This is a genomic window from Bradyrhizobium daqingense (assembly GCF_021044685.1).
Classification (GTDB): domain Bacteria; phylum Pseudomonadota; class Alphaproteobacteria; order Rhizobiales; family Xanthobacteraceae; genus Bradyrhizobium; species Bradyrhizobium daqingense.
This window is the reverse complement of record NZ_CP088014.1, coordinates 6,485,576-6,500,664: the sequence shown is the minus strand read 5'-3', so window position 1 is coordinate 6,500,664 and position 15,089 is coordinate 6,485,576. Positions and strand designations below refer to the sequence as shown.

Here is a 15,089-nt window from a genome sequence, read left to right as displayed (position 1 = left end):
AATGACGGGGAGGGAGCGGAGGCGATCATTGAGGGGGAGGGGATGGGGCAGCGAACGAAGCTGCGCTCATCCTCCGCCGTAGCTCTGCACCAGGCTTCCCGCCACCAGCGACCAGCCGTCGACCAGCACGAAGAAGATCAGCTTGAACGGCAGCGAGATTGTTGCCGGGGGGAGCATCATCATGCCCATCGACATCAGCACGGAGGCGACGACGAGGTCGATGATGAGGAAGGGGAGGAATAAGAGGAAGCCGATCTCGAAGGCGCGCTTCAGCTCGGAGATCATGAAGGCGGGAACGAGAATGCGAAGTGCGAGGTCATCGGGCGTGGCCGGCGGCGGCTCGCCGGAAAGATCCAGGAACAGCTTGAGGTCCTTCTCGCGCACGTTCTTCTGCATGAAGCCGCGCAAGGGCACCGAGGCGCGCTGGAGCGCGTCCTCGACGCCGATCTGGTTGGCGACGAGCGGGCGGATGCCCTCGTCGTAGGATTTTTGCAGGACAGGGCCCATCACGAAGAAGGTGAGGAACATCGCCAGCGCAATGATGACCGAGTTCGGCGGGGCGGTCGCGGTTCCCAGCGCGGTGCGCAGCAGCGACAGCACCACCACGATGCGCGTGAACGACGTCATCATGATCAGGATCGACGGCGCGATCGACAGCACCGTGAGCAGGGCGATGAGCTGGATGGCGCGCTCGGTGACGCCGCCGGCGCCCGCACCCCCGCCGAGGTTGATGCTGATGTCCTGCGCATGCGCGAGGCTCGCGAGCGAAGCCGCACCGAACAGGACAGAAAGGAAAAGAACTCTACGCGGGAGGGCCGGGGATCTCACGAAGACGGCTTCGGACGGCCGAGCAGGGAGGCCATTTCGTCTTCGAGATTCTCAAAGCTGGTCTTTTCCGGAGCCGGCTTTGCGGGCGGAGCCGGTGGCGCCGGCGGCTCGCTGCGTGCCGCGCGCGTAGGAGCAGCCGGCGGTTCCGGAGCAACCGGGGGTGCAACCGGTTCGCCGGCCGGGCGGCGCAACGCCGCTTCGAGCCGCTGGGCCATTTCAGCGAGATTCTGCTCGGCGCTCGACGGGACGGTGGCGGCAGCCGGCGGTGCAACGGGCGGCGCCTGCGGAATGGGCGGAGGCGGCGGCGCCGCGCGCTCGGCGCGCACGGGCGGCGCCTTCACGGCGTCGCCGTGGCGCGGCGGACGCGGCATCAGCGGTGGCTCGCTGCGAGCGATGCGCGGCGGCATCGGTTCGGGCCGTGGCTCGCGCTCGGGCCGCGGCGCAATCGGGTCAGGGGGGGAACCGGCCAAAGGCGGTTCGCTGCGCCGTTCGGCCAGCGTCGGCGCCGGCCGGCGTGCCTCGTCGGCAAAGGACGGGCGCGGGGGGCGCGGCGGCGGCTCGGGAATTTGCGGCTCGGGATGATCGAGCAGTTCGGGCCGCGGCGCCTCGTCGGCCCAGGCACCGGAATCGGGCATCGGAGCAAGGCGCGGCGGCGGCTCGGCGGTGTTGGTACGCTGCGGCAGCTGATCGCGGCCATGCGCAGCGCGAACGATGTTGGGCTCGACGACGATGTCGGTGGGGCCGCCGATCATCAGGAGATGCTCGACATTGTCGCGCCGGACCAGCACCAGGCGCCGCCGGCCGTCGACCGCGGCAGCATCGATCACGGCGAGCCGGGGCATCCTGCCGCGCTGGGTGTTGGCGCCCAGCCGGCTGCCGCCGAATCGGCGAACCAGCCATGCAGCGACGCCGATCAACGCCAGAACGGCGATGAACGCGACGATGAAGGTGATAGGGCTGCCTTGCATACTTGTCCCCGACGAATGGCGCTTGTCTCGTGCCCATGGCCAGATGCCCGACCACCGGCCTACGATGCCCCAAAACTGCGATTTCTTAACGTCCCACGGCAAGTTTTGCCGTCCCCAACTCTTAATAACCCATGAATCGCCCGATCCAAAACGACTTCTTGGCCTGTGCACGCGCCGCCAAGCGGTTGGGTTAATGCTGCTTTTGGGCGTGTCGGATCACGGGGCATGCACATTCATGTCCCGTCGTGGAACATATGCCTGTGACATCTTAACCAGCCGTTAACCATACACGCGGCAAATTCTGCCTAGCTTCGGACCCCGAGGTCCGCAAGGGGCGGAAGGAGCCGCAACGATGTCCATCAACGACCTCCCGCTGCTGTCGGCGCTGCGAACCAAGATGCAGTGGCATCAGGAGCGCCAGCGCGTCCTGTCCGAGAACGTGTCCAACTCCGATACCCCCAAATTCCGGCCGCGCGACCTGGTCGAGCCGAAGCTCGACAGGTCCGGCGCGATCACCGGCGCGATGGGACCCCTGGTGCTCACCCGTACCAGCGGTTCCCACATGACGCCCTCGGGGGCGGCCTCCGCATTCGACCAGAACAAGAATGTGGGCTTCGAGACCCGGCCTGCGGGCAACGCCGTCGTCCTCGAAGAGGAGATGATGAAGGCCGCCAACAACCAGATGGACTACGCGGCGGCGACCTCGCTCTATTCGAAGAGCCTGCATCTGCTCAAGACCGCGATCGGGAAGGCCTGAGAGAAGCTTAGAGGAGGCGGAACATGGCGAATGACAGCAGCGACTTTGCCCGCTCGATGGCGATCGCGACCTCCGGCCTGCGGGCGCAGGCCGGACGCATGCGGGTGATCTCGGAGAACATCGCGAACGCGGATTCGACCGCGCAGACGGCGGGCGGCGATCCCTATCGGCGCAAGGTGCCGACGTTTTCGTCCGCGCTCGACCGCACGCTGGAGGCCCAAGTCGTCACCCTCGGCAGGATCAAGCCCGATCAGTCCGCCTTCCGGGTCAGGTACGAGCCCAACAATCCGTCCGCGGACGCGAGCGGCAACGTCAAATATCCCAACGTGAACTCGGTGGTCGAGATGACCGACATGCGCGATGCGCAGCGGTCCTACGAGGCCAATCTCAACATCATCAGTGCGACGCGCCGGATGATCCAGCGCACGCTGGACATCCTCAAGAGCTGAACAGGACATCTGAGCCATGGCATCACCGACAATCGCCGCCAATGCTTACGCCAATCTCGCCCGCGTGCTGGAGAACAGCGGCGCCGCCAAGGGCAGCGAGCCGAGCGGGCAATCCTTCGCTTCGCTGCTGAAAGACGCCGTCGGCAGCGTCATCGAGTCCGGTCGCAAGTCCGACGCGCAGGCGGTGGCGATGGCCTCCGGCAAGGCCAACGTGATGGACGTGGTGACGGCGGTCGCCGACACCGACGTTGCGGTGTCGACGCTGGTCTCGGTCCGCGACCGCGTCATCGCGGCCTATGAAGACATCATGAAGATGCCGATCTGACGGACGCTGGCGCTCACCACGATCGTCGAGCGCAGCGAAGCAATCCAGAGTCTCTCCGCGGCGGCAGTCTGGATTGCTTCGTCGCAAGAGCTCCTCGCAATGACGGGAGGGAGCGTTCGTTCCTGGCCGGATAGCGGGACGAAGGTTGAACAAAGGAATCCTGAAATGACCGGACCCGAAACCCTCGACGTCGCACGCGATGCGATCTGGACCATCGTGCTCGTGTCGTCGCCGCTGATGGTGGTCGGCCTCGTGGTCGGCGTCGTCGTGTCGCTGTTCCAGGCGCTGACGCAGATCCAGGAGCAGACGCTGATCTACGTGCCCAAGATCCTGGCTATCTTTGCCACGATGCTATTGGCGCTGCCGTTCATGGCCGACTCGCTCCACGCCCACATGCTGCGGATCTCGTCGCGAATCATCGGCGGCTGAGGCACAATGCGTAGATCATGCGCATCGACGTCTCGCTGCTGCCGGCGCTCGCCGCTTCCTTCATGCTGGTCTTCGCCCGGGTCGGCGCGATGGTGATGCTGCTGCCAGGGCTCGGCGAGACCAACATCCCGACGCGGATCAAGCTGTCGATCGCGCTGCTGCTCACGCTGATCATCCTGCCGCTGCATCGCAACGCCTATCAGGTCGACATGGGCTCGCTCGCGCCGCTCCTGGTCCTGATGCTGCATGAGATCGCGATCGGCATCGTGCTGGGCGCGACCGCTCGGGTGACGCTCTCGGCCCTGCAGGTCGCCGGCTCCGTGATCGCGCAGCAGATGGGGCTCGGCTTCGTCACCTCGGTCGATCCGACCCAGGGGCAGCAGGGCGTGCTGGTCGGCAACTTCCTGACCATGCTGGGCGTGACGCTGCTGTTCGCCACCGACAGCCACCATTTGGTGATCGCGGCGCTGAACGACAGCTACAAGATCTTCTCGCCGGGCGAGACCGTCTCGAGCGGCGACGTCGCCTCGCTGGCGACGCGAGCCTTCGCCGCCGCATTCCGCTTGGGCTTGCAACTGTCCGGACCGTTCCTGGTGTTCGGCCTCGTCTTCAACATCGGGCTGGGAATCCTGGCGCGGCTGATGCCGCAGATGCAGGTCTATTTCGTCGGCGTGCCGCTCTCGATCTTCGCGGGCTTTCTGGTCCTCGCCGTGGTGCTCGCGGCGATGATGGGCACCTATCTCGACTACTTCATCGGTGTCATGAACCAGATGATTCCGCTCAAGTAACGGGGATCGACCGATGGCGGAAGACAACGATCCCGAAAGTCAAACAGAAGACCCGACGCAAAAGCGTCTCGACGACGCACTCGAACGCGGCGACGTCGCCAAGAGCCAGGAGATCAACACCTGGTTCATGATGGCGGGCGGCACGCTCGTGGTCTCGACCTTCGCCGGCTCGGTCGGCAGCGGGCTGCTGACGCCGATGCGCAACCTGCTCGCCAATTCCTGGATGATCAAGACCGACGGCAGGTCTCTGCTGGCGCTGATGCAGCAGATCGAAGTCGCCGTGCTCGCGGCGATCGGCGTGCCGCTCTTGATGCTGGTGCTGGCGGCGATTGCCGGCAACATGCTCCAGCACCGGCTGGTGTGGTCCGCCGAATCCTTGAAACCCAAGTTCAACAAGATCTCGCCCGGCGCCGGCTTCAAGCGCATCTTCGGCAAGCAGGCGGCGGCCAATTTCCTCAAGGGCGTCGGCAAGCTGGTCCTGCTCGCCGTGGTCATGACCATGATCCTGTGGCCGGAGCGGCATCGCATGGAGGCGATGGTCAGGCTCGACCCAGCGGCCATGCTCGGCGCCACCACCAGCATGACCATCCATCTGCTCGGCGCGGTGGTGGCCGCGCTCGCGATCGTCGCCATTGCCGACTATTTCTTCCAGTACCGCAGCTGGTTCCAGCGGCAGAAGATGTCGCTCCAGGAGATCAAGGAAGAATACAAGCAGTCCGAAGGCGACCCACACATCAAGGGCAGGATCAGGCAACTGCGGCAGCAGCGCGCCAAGAAACGCATGATGGCTGCGGTTCCCAAGGCCTCCGTGATCATCACCAACCCGACCCACTATTCGGTGGCGCTGTCCTACGAGCGCGGCATGGCCGCGCCGATCTGCGTCGCGAAGGGCGTCGACAATCTGGCCTTCAAGATCCGGGAAATCGCGCGCGAGCATGACATTCCGATCGTCGAGAACGTGCCCCTGGCGCGCGCGCTCTACGCAACCGTCGACATAGACCAGGAAATCCCGACCGAGCACTACCATGCGGTTGCCGAGGTCATCGGCTACGTCATGCGCCTGAAGCGCGGATTCGGCGCCGGGCGGGGATAAAATGCCCGAAAAGTACCGGAAATGGCCGTAATCTGGGAATCAGCGTACCTTTCGCGTCTGCTGCCCTTGCACCTCCGGGTCCGATTCAGGCAGGGAGGACCTCGCGCGCCCCGGAGCGCGTTGATTCTCTGCCGACAGGCTACGCCAGCGTAAAATGACTGCTGAGACCGACCACGACCTGTCACGCGAGCCCGTTGCGGCGCATGAGCCGTCGCCGCGCTCGGGCAGTATCGCGCTCGTGCTCCTGGTGGCCGCCGGCCTCGTCGCGGTCGCCGTCGGGCTGATGACGCTCGGCCGCGCGCAGGCGCAGCCCTATATTCTCGGCATCCTCGCCGTGCTGGCGATGGTCGGCCTGTTCAATCTGTTCGCCTTCGCAGCCGGCATCATCCGCTTCGCCGACCGCAATCTCGATGATCCCATCATCGGCCGGATCTCCGATCATGCCTTCGACGGGCTCGCGGTCACCGATAGCCGTGGGCACGTGGTCTATTCCAACGCGGCCTATCTGACGCTGACGGGTGCCACCGGTCCCCAGGACGTGCGTCCCGTCGAGCGCGTCTTCATCGGCAACCCCGACGTCTCCGAGGCCGTGTTCCGCCTGCTCAAGGCTGCCCGCGAAGGCAAGCGGCAGCAGGAAGAGGTGCGCATCTCCGGCCATGACGGCAACCAGGGCCGCTGGCTCCGCATGCGGGTCCGCCCCCTCGGCACGGGCAAGCGCGAGGGGAAATATGCGGTGTGGTCGATCGCCGACATCACCCGCGACCGCGAGCGCCAAGAGGACGTGTTCCAGGAGCTCCAGCACGCGATCGAATATCTCGATCACGCCCCTTGCGGCTTCTTCTCGGTCAATCCGGCCGGCGAGCTCGCTTACGTCAATGCGACGCTGGCGAACTGGCTCGACTACGACCTCGCCGAGATCGGCTCGGGCGGCCTGAAGCTGACCGACATCGTCTCCGGCGACGGCGCCTCGCTGTTGACTTCGATCGTCGCGGTGCCCGGCGAGGTCAAGACCGAGGTCTTCGACATCGACCTGCGCATGCGCACCGGCAAGACCATGCCGGTGCGGCTCTACCACAAGCTCGCCTTCGGCGCCGACGGCGCCCCGGGACCGTCGCGCACTCTAGTGATCAGCCGTGCGCGCGACGAGCGCAGCGATCCCGACCGCGCCGCCGAAGTGCGCTTCATGCGCTTCTTCGACCACACGCCGATGGCGATCGCCACAGTCGACCGCGGCGGCAACGTGGTGCGCGCCAATGCGCGCTACGCCAAGCTCGGGCAGGCGCTCGGGCTCGACAGCGCCTCGAAGTCGATCTTCCGCGCGGTCAATTCGCGCGACCGGCATCTGCTGATCGCGGCCATCAACCAGGCTGCCGAAGGCCAGGCCGACATCGCCCCCGTCGAGGTGGCGCTGGAGGGGACCAAGGAGCGCTGGGGCCAGTTCTTCGTCACGCCGGTCGATGCGGCCGAGAACGAGGCGGAAGCCGCCATCGTGCACATGCTCGAGACCACCGAGCGGCGCGCGCTGGAGAACCAGATCAACCAGTCGCAGAAGATGGAGACGGTCGGCCAGCTCGCCGGCGGCATCGCCCACGATTTCAACAACGTGCTCTCCGCCATCATGATGGCGAACGACTTCCTGCTGAACGCGCACAAGCCGACCGATCCGTCGTTCCAGGACATCATGCAGATCAAGCAGAACGCGACGCGGGCCGCCACCTTGGTGCGGCAGCTGCTGGCGTTCTCGCGGCGGCAGACGCTGCGGCCGCAGGTGCTCGACCTCGGCGATGCGCTCTCGGATCTCACCATGCTGTTGCGCCGGCTGATCGGAGAAAAGGTCAAGCTCGACCTCGTGCACGGCCGCGACCTCTGGCCGGTGAAGGTCGACGTCTCCCAGTTCGAGCAGGTGATCGTCAACCTCGCGGTGAACGCGCGCGACGCCATGCCCGACGGCGGCAAACTGATCATCCGCACCGCCAACGTCACCGCCGACGAAGCGGCCAGACTTGCCTACAAGGGCATGCCGGCGGCGGACTATGTGCGGATCGAAGTCGCCGACACCGGCACCGGCATCCCCGCCGACATTCGCGACAAGATCTTCGAGCCGTTCTTCTCGACGAAAGAGGTGGGCAAGGGCACCGGACTCGGGCTGTCCACCGTCTACGGCATCGTCAAGCAGACCGGCGGTTTCATCTACGTCGATTCCGAACCGGGGCAGGGAACCTCGTTCCATATCTTCCTGCCGCGCCATCATGCCGAGGCGGAGGCGCAGGTCGAGCAGCCTGCAGCCGTGATCAGCGCGACCAATGGCGCATCGAAGGAGGCCGGCCCGCCAGCGGAGGCCAAGCCGCGTACCGATCTCACGGGACAGGGCACCATCCTGCTGGTCGAGGACGAGGAGGGCCTGCGTGCATTGAATGCGCGCGGTCTGCGCTCGCGCGGCTACACCGTGGTCGAGGCCGAGAACGGCGTCGAGGCCATGGAGGTGCTGGAGGAGCAGGGCGGCGCGATCGATCTCGTCGTCTCCGACGTGGTGATGCCGGAGATGGACGGCCCGACACTGCTGAAGGCGATGCGGGAGCAGAACCCCGAGATCAGGTTCATCTTCGTCTCCGGCTACGCTGAGGATGCGTTCGAGAAGAGTCTTCCCGAGGGCCAGCAGTTCGACTTCCTGCCAAAGCCGTTCACGCTCAGCCAGCTGGTGGCGGCGGTGAAGGAGACGATGACGAAGCAGGGGTGACGGCCTCTCTCTCTCGCGCGCGCTGATCTTTCTTTCCGTCATTGCGAGGAGCGCAGCGACGAAGCAATCCAGAATCTCTCCGCGGAAATTGCTTCATCGCTGCACTCCTCGCAATGACGGCTGGTGAACCAGCTGGGCTCGCGCTGATGTGGGGAAAAGCGGAAATCGGTCGTAAATCCGGCGCTAACCGTCGGCCCCTGGTTCCCCGTAAAACCCCTGTCAAATAGGAGCTTTTGCCACATCCCCGCGACTGAGGGCCGCAGCCATAGCTCCCGAAACACGCTTCACTTTTCGGGAAGTCTGCCCATCTTAAGCGCACGTCCCCATGCCGGGGATTTGGGAAACGCACATGACTTTCTCGCAACGCTCCCGCAGTGTCTTCAAGACGATTGCCGTCGTGCTGGCGCTTGCGCTGCCGACCGCGCTGACGATCTCGTCCGCCGACGCCCGCGCCGGCGGCGGCTTCTCGTCCGGTTCGCGCGGCTCGCGAACCTATTCGGCTCCGCCGTCGACCACGACCGCGCCGGGCTCGACCTCGCAGTTCAACCGCACCTACACCCAGCCGGGTGCAGGCATGAATTCGACCGCGGCTGCGCCCGCCCGCGGCGGCCTGTTTGGACGCGCCGGCGGCTTCATGGGCGGCCTTGCGGCCGGCTTCCTCGGCGCCGGCCTGCTCGGCATGCTGTTCGGCGGCGGCCTGTTCGGCGGCCTCGGCAGCCTGTCCTCGATCCTCGGCCTGATCATCCAGATCGCGCTCGTGGTGCTCGTGGTGCGGTTGGCGATGTCCTGGTGGCAGCGCCGTCATGCGCAGCAGCAGCAGCCGGCCTATGCCAATGCCGGTGCTGACACGGGCGCAGGTTCTGCGCCGCAGCCGAACTATCGCAGCGGTCTCGGTGGCTTCGGCTTCGGCGCCAACAACGCGCCGCTCGAGATCAAGCCGGACGACTACGAGGCGTTCGAGCGGCTGCTCGGCGAAGTCCAGGCCGCCTGGTCGAACGAGGACGTGGCCAAGCTGCACACGCTCGCGACGCCGGAGATGGTCTCCTATTTCGAGCAGGATCTCGCCCAGAACCGCACGCGCAACGTCGTCAACAAGGTGACCAACGTCAAGCTGTTGCAGGGCGACCTCGCGGAAGCCTGGCGCGAAGGCGAGACGGACTACGCCACGGTGGCGCTGCGCTTCGCGCTCACCGACAAGACGACCGACCGCAACACCGGCGCAGTCGTTGCCGGCAGCGAGCAGCCGGGTGAGGCGACCGAGATCTGGACCTTCGCCCGCCGGCCGGGCACCGGCTGGGAATTGTCAGCGATCCAGCAAACCAACTGATCGCTTGCGACAGGACAAACCAAGGGCGTCGTGCTTCTGCACGGCGCCTTTTTCTTTAGGGCGTCCCGCATCGCCGCATCGGAATAAGCGGGCGCGCATCGGGTTGAAATGAGGCGGCCAACGACAAGCACAACGGGAGGAAACATGACCCGCATCGACAGATCCGTGACGATTACAGGCCTCGCGCTCGCAGTAACCTTGCTGGCGGCGCCATCGGCGCAGGCGCAGTCGGCCGACATGACCTTCTTCGTGACCTCCAACGGTCCGGGCAAGGGCGCCGATCTCGGCGGCCTCGAGGGAGCCGACGCGCAATGCCAGAAGCTCGCTCAGGCCGCCGGCGCCGGCACCAAGACCTGGCGCGCCTATCTCTCGACGCAGGCCGCGGACGGCAAGCCGGCCGTCAACGCCAAGGACCGCATCGGCAAGGGACCGTGGCAGAACGCCAAGGGCACGGTCGTAGCCAAGGACGTGGCTGACCTGCACGGACCCGCCAACAATCTCACCAAGCAGACCGCGCTCAACGAGAAGGGTGAGGGGATCACCGGTGCTGGCGACCAGCCGAACCGGCATGACATCCTCACGGGATCGCAACCAGACGGCACCGCGTTTGCCGGATCGGACGATCGCACCTGCAAGAACTGGACGTCGAGCACGCAAGGCGCCGCGATGGTCGGCCATTTTGATCGCCGGGGCCTGCGCGACGACGAGCCCTCGAAGTCTTGGAACAGCTCTCACCCCTCGCGCGGTCCCGACGGTGGCTGCTCGCAGGCCGATCTGAAGTCCACCGGCGGCGACGGCCTGTTGTATTGCTTCGCGGCGAATTGAATTAAGGCGCGAAGCTCTCTCACTGGTCATTGCGAGCGCTGCGCTCGCAATGACGGAGCTTTCGGTGAGATCCGTCGCTCGCTCGGCGGAACCTTCGGCTGCCTGCTTCATTGGTTCCGTCGCCCCACGCTTACGGACCTTTCTCATGAAATACGAACTCTACTACTGGCCCGAGATCCAGGGCCGCGGCGAATATGTGCGGCTGGCGCTGGAGGAGGCCGGTGCCGCTTACGTCGACGTCGCGCGCGGGCGGCGCGGGACGGCTGCGATGATGAAGATGATGGAGGCGCATGCGGGCACGCCGCCTTTCGCGCCGCCGTTCCTGAAGGCAGGCAAGCTCGTCATCGGCCAGACCGCCAACGTCCTGCTCTATCTCGGCGGCCGACATGGGCTTGCGCCGAAGACGGAGGCTGGCCGGCTCTGGGTGCACCAGCTGCAGCTCACCATCTCCGATCTCGTGGTCGAGATCCACGACACCCATCATCCGCTCGGGCCTTCGATGTACTACGAGGACCAGAAGCCGCCGGCGAAGAAGCGCACCGCCGATTTCTGGAGCGAGCGCGTGCCGAAATTTCTCGGCTATTTCGAGCGGCTCCTCACCGATGGCGGCGGCTCCTATGTCACCGGCCGCAGACTGACCTATGTCGATCTCTCGCTGTTCCAGATCGTTGCGGGACTGCGCTATGCCTTCCCCAAGCGCATGAAGGCGTTCGAGAGCGACATCCCGGGCCTCGTCGGCCTGCACGACCGCATCGCCGCACGGCCGAACATCAAGGCCTATCTCGACAGCGGCCGCCGCATTCCCTTCAACGAGCAGGGCATCTTCCGCCACTATCGCGAGCTGGACGCTTAGCGGTTCGGACGGGAGAGTGATCTGCTCTCACCACACGCCAGGCACCAGGCGATACCGCACCCGCGCTGCGTACTCGGCATAGCCCGGCAGGCCCTCGCGCAGCGTGCGCTCCTCGATCCCGATGCGGACCGCAAACAACACTGGGAATACCGGCGCCATTGCAAGTCCCCACCACGACCCCAACAGCAGCGGCATGCCGACGAAGAACAGGACCATCCCGCTGTACATGGGATGGCGCACATGGGCGTATGGTCCCGTCGAGATCACCCGCTGCGCGCGCTCGGCCTGGAGCTTCACCACGGGCGCGGCGAACGAGTTCTCGCGGAAGACCCACATCGTGAACAGTGTCGAGGCCAGGAACAGCACGAGTCCGAAGACCTGCAACGCAACCGGCATCTCGGAGAAATGAGCGCGCCGGTCGAGACCCATCGCGACCAGCCAGGCCAGCATCGCAACGACGAAGACGATCATGAACATCTTGTCGGCGGCGGGCTGATCCTTTTGCAGGACCGGCCGCAGGCGTTCGGCGAGCAGCGCCGGGTCGATCCGGTGGAGCCACCAGCCGCAGAGCGGACCAAGCAAGGCGGAGGTGACGAGGAACACCCAGGCCGAAGGCCAGTGCAATGTCCCGGCGGAGGCGAACAGCAGCGCGCCCATGCCGACGACGAAGATCGTGTTCTGCAACAGGAGGCGTGCGATCATGCGCGGGATTCCCGGATGCCGCGCACGAGATTGGTCCCGCTATCCGGCGAAGATGCGGCCGGACACGCGAAAGCCCCGGTCGACCGGACCGGGCGCTTTCCGCCTAGCAAGCCCGATCAGGCGAGCTGATCGATTCGCGTGCCCTGACCCGGCGGCAGCGGCGCAGGCGGCTGCGGTTTGAAGGTCGGATCCTCGTCCCTGACCTTGGCCTGATCGTTCTGCTGCTTGGTCGTGTCGTAGTTCGGAACCACGATCGCGATCGGCGGGGGCGCAATGGTGGAAACCTTCATCCGCAAATCCTCACACATGGAAGCAATCGAGCCTGCCCTGCAAGGAGCGAAATTTCCTTCAAGGCAATCGCTAAAATGCGAGGGATTGGGGGGCGGTGGATGAGGCGGCTTTCGCGCCTCATCCGCGTTGTCTCTCGGAGATGACGAGACCTCTCAGTGTCATTGCAAGGAGCTCTTGCGACGAAGCAATCCAGTCTGTTTCCGCGGAGGGACTCTGGATTGCTTCGCTGCGCTCGCAATGACGGAATCCGGGCGAGCTGCGTCGGGCCACGTGAGCGCCTTGTCCGCTGCAATAGCGACGAGCGCCCCTACTCGTCCTTGCCGCGCGTGATCGCGATCGACGCTTCCGTCTTGGTGCGGGTGCACTCCATGTTGAGCCGCCGGTAACGCATGGTGACCTTGTCGCCGCGCAACAGGCCCATCCGCTTCAGGCAGCGTGTGGCGCCCGTCGTAGTGTCGTCCTTCGTTACGGTGAAGACGATCGCCGCCATCGATCCCACCAACGCATAGAATTCCGGCTTGGGCTTGCGGTCGCCCTTGGCATAGAGCTCGATGGAAAATTTATCGCCGCGGCAGCCGACGGACAGCTCCTTGGCTGCCGGGTGGGTCAGATAAACGACATTGGCCGCCCGAAAATTCACCTTGAGGCGATCGATCTGGCTCGCCAGCTCCTTGGCGCTGTCGTCGCAGCGGTCGGCGCGCGCGGGTGAGGTGAGGGTCACAAGTCCGGTGATGGCGGCGGCGACCAGGATCGCGCCGCGGACGTTCAAGTTCAATGACATGATGAAAAGCCCCTTAGGGCGCGCATTCAAGCGTCGGCGGACGGGAAGCGCAAGGGCGGGGACCGGCCTTTCCACGCGCCGTGCCAATGCCTTCCCGAGCCCTGGCCAGCCTCTCCCATGCGCATCGGTCCCTTCCTTTTCCGGCCAAAATGGGCTTAGAACGCTTCTACGCCGTGAGCCCCGCCAGGGCCCCAAAACCCCGAGATCGCCCATGAACGCTCCTACCGCTTTCCCCGACCAGTCAAAGCCCGTTCCGCCCTACAAGCACACCCCGCTGTTCCCGCTGGGCAAGGACGAGACGCCCTACAAGAAGATTTCGTCCGAGGGTGTCAGGGTCGAGAAGGTCCTCGGCAAGGACATGCTGGTGGTGTCGCGCGAGGCGCTGCGGGCGCTGTCGGAGGCGGCTTTCGGCGACATCAATCACTATCTGCGGCCCGGCCATCTGAAGCAGCTCCGTGCGATCCTGGAGGACGGCGAGGCCAGTCCGAACGACAAGTTCGTCGCGCTGGACTTCTTGAAGAACGCCAACATCGCGGCCGGCGGCGTGCTGCCGATGTGCCAGGACACCGGCACCGCGATCATCATGGGCAAGAAGGGCTGCAACGTCATCACCGATGGTGACGACGAAGCGGCGCTCTCGGAAGGCGCGCGCGATGCCTACCTGCGCCGCAATCTGCGCTACTCGCAGGTCGCGCCGCTCTCGATGTATGAAGAGAAGAACACCGCCAACAACATGCCGGCGCAGTGCGAGATCTACGCCGAGGGCGACGACGCCTACAAGTTCATGTTCATGGCGAAGGGCGGCGGCTCCGCCAACAAGAGCTTTCTGTTCCAGGCCACGCCCTCGGTGCTGACCAAGGACCGGCTGCTTGCCTTTCTCAAGGAGAAGATCCTGACGCTGGGCACCGCGGCGTGTCCGCCCTATCACCTCGCGATCGTGATCGGCGGCACCTCGGCCGAGCTCTGCATGAAGACGGTGAAGCTCGCTTCCGCGCGCTATCTCGACGCGCTGCCGACCCATGGCTCGCCCGACGGCAACGCCTTCCGTGACGTCGAGATGGAGCAGGAAATTCACAAGATGACGCAAAGCCTGGGAGTGGGGGCGCAGTTCGGCGGCAAATATTTCTGCCACGACGTGCGCGTGATCCGCATGCCGCGCCATGGCGCTTCGCTCCCCATTGGCCTCGGCGTATCCTGCTCGGCCGACCGCCAGGTGCTCGGCAAGATCACCAAGGACGGCGTCTATCTCGAGGAGCTCGAGCACAACCCGGCGCAATATCTGCCCGAGGTCGAGCAGTCGCTCGGCGGTGAGGTCGTGAAGATCGACCTCAACCAGCCGATGAAGGACATCCTGGCGACGTTCTCGAAATACCCGATCAAGACGCGCGTCTCGATGACCGGCACCATGATCGTCGCGCGCGATAGCGCGCATGCCAAGCTGCGCGAGCGGCTGGAGAAGGGCGAGCCGCTGCCGGATTATTTCAAGAACCACCCGGTCTATTACGCCGGCCCGGCCAAGACGCCCGACGGCTATGCCTCAGGCGCGTTCGGTCCGACCACCGCCGGCCGCATGGATTCCTTCGTCGATCAATTCCAGGCCGCCGGCGGTTCGATGGTGATGGTGGCCAAGGGCAATCGGGCGCCGGCCGTGCGCGAGGCCTGCAAGAAGTATGGCGGTTTCTATCTCGGCTCGATCGGCGGTGCCGCGGCCAACCTTGCCGAACACTGCATCAAGAAGGTCGAGGTGCTCGAATATCCCGAACTCGGCATGGAAGCGATCTGGCGCATCGAGGTCGTCGACTTCCCCGCCTTCATCATCGTCGACGACAAGGGCAACGATTTCTTCAAGGAGTTGAACCTGGGCTGAGTTGTCGTGGCCGGGCTTGACCCGGCCATCCATCGCTCGTCCGAAGATGGATACGCGGGTCAAGCCCGC

General features: G+C 65.3%; 16 protein-coding genes. 11 read left to right on the top strand and 5 right to left on the bottom strand.

Annotated features, from left to right (window positions below; genetic code table 11):
• Positions 1-66 precede the first annotated feature (66 nt).
• Both fliP and LPJ38_RS31170 read right to left on the bottom strand, forming a co-directional pair.
• Positions 67-828: a flagellar type III secretion system pore protein FliP gene (gene fliP / locus LPJ38_RS31175; protein WP_145628723.1), complete on the bottom strand. Its 762-nt coding sequence runs from the start codon at positions 826-828 to the stop codon at positions 67-69.
• On the bottom strand, positions 825-1,796 hold the full coding sequence (locus LPJ38_RS31170) for a flagellar biosynthetic protein FliO (RefSeq protein WP_145628721.1): 972 nt from the start codon (positions 1,794-1,796) through the stop codon (positions 825-827). The genes fliP and LPJ38_RS31170 overlap by 4 nt, the downstream gene beginning before the upstream one ends.
• A 352-nt stretch (positions 1,797-2,148) precedes the next feature.
• On the opposite strand from LPJ38_RS31170, the gene flgB reads away from it, so the two are divergent.
• The 10 genes from flgB to LPJ38_RS31120 all read left to right on the top strand — a co-directional run bounded on the left by flgB (position 2,149) and on the right by LPJ38_RS31120 (position 11,379).
• The gene (flgB, locus tag LPJ38_RS31165; RefSeq protein ID WP_145628719.1) at positions 2,149-2,553 is read left to right on the top strand and encodes a flagellar basal body rod protein FlgB; all 405 of its coding nucleotides are present in this window, start codon (positions 2,149-2,151) and stop codon (positions 2,551-2,553) included.
• Positions 2,554-2,576: 23 nt separating this feature from the next.
• A complete protein-coding gene (gene flgC, locus LPJ38_RS31160; RefSeq protein WP_060736544.1) occupies positions 2,577-3,002 on the top strand; it encodes a flagellar basal body rod protein FlgC in 426 nt (141 codons plus the stop codon).
• Between the two features lie 16 nt (positions 3,003-3,018).
• Positions 3,019-3,327 (top strand): flagellar hook-basal body complex protein FliE, encoded by a 309-nt coding sequence (fliE, locus tag LPJ38_RS31155; RefSeq protein ID WP_061847382.1) that lies wholly within the window; start codon positions 3,019-3,021, stop codon positions 3,325-3,327.
• A gap of 165 nt (positions 3,328-3,492) precedes the next feature.
• A complete protein-coding gene (fliQ, locus tag LPJ38_RS31150) occupies positions 3,493-3,756 on the top strand; it encodes a flagellar biosynthesis protein FliQ (protein WP_145628716.1) in 264 nt (87 codons plus the stop codon).
• A 17-nt stretch (positions 3,757-3,773) separates the two neighbouring features.
• Positions 3,774-4,544: a flagellar biosynthetic protein FliR gene (gene fliR, locus LPJ38_RS31145; RefSeq protein ID WP_145628714.1), complete on the top strand. Its 771-nt coding sequence runs from the start codon at positions 3,774-3,776 to the stop codon at positions 4,542-4,544.
• A 13-nt stretch (positions 4,545-4,557) separates the two neighbouring features.
• On the top strand, positions 4,558-5,637 hold the full coding sequence (flhB, locus tag LPJ38_RS31140) for a flagellar biosynthesis protein FlhB (protein ID WP_145628712.1): 1,080 nt from the start codon (positions 4,558-4,560) through the stop codon (positions 5,635-5,637).
• 154 nt (positions 5,638-5,791) lie between these two features.
• Positions 5,792-8,374, top strand: coding sequence for a cell cycle histidine kinase CckA (gene cckA, locus LPJ38_RS31135; RefSeq protein ID WP_145628710.1), 2,583 nt, complete (start codon positions 5,792-5,794; stop codon positions 8,372-8,374).
• Between the two features lie 325 nt (positions 8,375-8,699).
• Positions 8,700-9,701, top strand: coding sequence for a Tim44 domain-containing protein (locus tag LPJ38_RS31130; RefSeq protein ID WP_145628708.1), 1,002 nt, complete (start codon positions 8,700-8,702; stop codon positions 9,699-9,701).
• 144 nt (positions 9,702-9,845) lie between these two features.
• The gene (locus tag LPJ38_RS31125; protein ID WP_145628706.1) at positions 9,846-10,526 is read left to right on the top strand and encodes a lectin; all 681 of its coding nucleotides are present in this window, start codon (positions 9,846-9,848) and stop codon (positions 10,524-10,526) included.
• Between the two features lie 145 nt (positions 10,527-10,671).
• Positions 10,672-11,379 (top strand): glutathione S-transferase, encoded by a 708-nt coding sequence (locus LPJ38_RS31120; protein ID WP_145628703.1) that lies wholly within the window; start codon positions 10,672-10,674, stop codon positions 11,377-11,379.
• 27 nt (positions 11,380-11,406) lie between these two features.
• Here LPJ38_RS31120 and LPJ38_RS31115 read toward each other — a convergent pair whose 3' ends face one another.
• From LPJ38_RS31115 to LPJ38_RS31105, 3 genes are all read right to left on the bottom strand, one after another.
• Positions 11,407-12,081, bottom strand: a complete 675-nt coding sequence (locus tag LPJ38_RS31115; protein ID WP_145628702.1) for a methyltransferase family protein — start codon at positions 12,079-12,081, stop codon at positions 11,407-11,409.
• 116 nt (positions 12,082-12,197) lie between these two features.
• Positions 12,198-12,371: a hypothetical protein gene (locus LPJ38_RS31110; protein ID WP_167520239.1), complete on the bottom strand. Its 174-nt coding sequence runs from the start codon at positions 12,369-12,371 to the stop codon at positions 12,198-12,200.
• A gap of 308 nt (positions 12,372-12,679) precedes the next feature.
• The gene (locus LPJ38_RS31105; RefSeq protein ID WP_145628698.1) at positions 12,680-13,153 is read right to left on the bottom strand and encodes a hypothetical protein; all 474 of its coding nucleotides are present in this window, start codon (positions 13,151-13,153) and stop codon (positions 12,680-12,682) included.
• A gap of 211 nt (positions 13,154-13,364) precedes the next feature.
• Here LPJ38_RS31105 and LPJ38_RS31100 point away from each other — a divergent pair, with 211 nt between their 5' ends.
• Positions 13,365-15,020, top strand: a complete 1,656-nt coding sequence (locus LPJ38_RS31100; RefSeq protein ID WP_145628696.1) for a fumarate hydratase — start codon at positions 13,365-13,367, stop codon at positions 15,018-15,020.
• Positions 15,021-15,089 lie beyond the last annotated feature (69 nt).

Bases quoted from the DNA above. Each gene is read 5' to 3' on its own strand.
- LPJ38_RS31170 (WP_145628721.1), bottom strand. From the start codon at position 1,796: ATGCAAGGCAGCCCTATCACCTTCATCGTCGCGTTCATCGCCGTTCTG.
- flgB (WP_145628719.1), top strand. From the start codon at position 2,149: ATGTCCATCAACGACCTCCCGCTGCTGTCGGCGCTGCGAACCAAGATG.
- flgC (WP_060736544.1), top strand. From the start codon at position 2,577: ATGGCGAATGACAGCAGCGACTTTGCCCGCTCGATGGCGATCGCGACC.
- fliE (WP_061847382.1), top strand. From the start codon at position 3,019: ATGGCATCACCGACAATCGCCGCCAATGCTTACGCCAATCTCGCCCGC.
- fliQ (WP_145628716.1), top strand. From the start codon at position 3,493: ATGACCGGACCCGAAACCCTCGACGTCGCACGCGATGCGATCTGGACC.
- fliR (WP_145628714.1), top strand. From the start codon at position 3,774: ATGCGCATCGACGTCTCGCTGCTGCCGGCGCTCGCCGCTTCCTTCATG.
- flhB (WP_145628712.1), top strand. From the start codon at position 4,558: ATGGCGGAAGACAACGATCCCGAAAGTCAAACAGAAGACCCGACGCAA.
- cckA (WP_145628710.1), top strand. From the start codon at position 5,792: ATGACTGCTGAGACCGACCACGACCTGTCACGCGAGCCCGTTGCGGCG.
- LPJ38_RS31130 (WP_145628708.1), top strand. From the start codon at position 8,700: ATGCCGGGGATTTGGGAAACGCACATGACTTTCTCGCAACGCTCCCGC.
- LPJ38_RS31125 (WP_145628706.1), top strand. From the start codon at position 9,846: ATGACCCGCATCGACAGATCCGTGACGATTACAGGCCTCGCGCTCGCA.
- LPJ38_RS31120 (WP_145628703.1), top strand. From the start codon at position 10,672: ATGAAATACGAACTCTACTACTGGCCCGAGATCCAGGGCCGCGGCGAA.
- LPJ38_RS31115 (WP_145628702.1), bottom strand. From the start codon at position 12,081: ATGATCGCACGCCTCCTGTTGCAGAACACGATCTTCGTCGTCGGCATG.
- LPJ38_RS31110 (WP_167520239.1), bottom strand. From the start codon at position 12,371: ATGAAGGTTTCCACCATTGCGCCCCCGCCGATCGCGATCGTGGTTCCG.
- LPJ38_RS31105 (WP_145628698.1), bottom strand. From the start codon at position 13,153: ATGTCATTGAACTTGAACGTCCGCGGCGCGATCCTGGTCGCCGCCGCC.
- LPJ38_RS31100 (WP_145628696.1), top strand. From the start codon at position 13,365: ATGAACGCTCCTACCGCTTTCCCCGACCAGTCAAAGCCCGTTCCGCCC.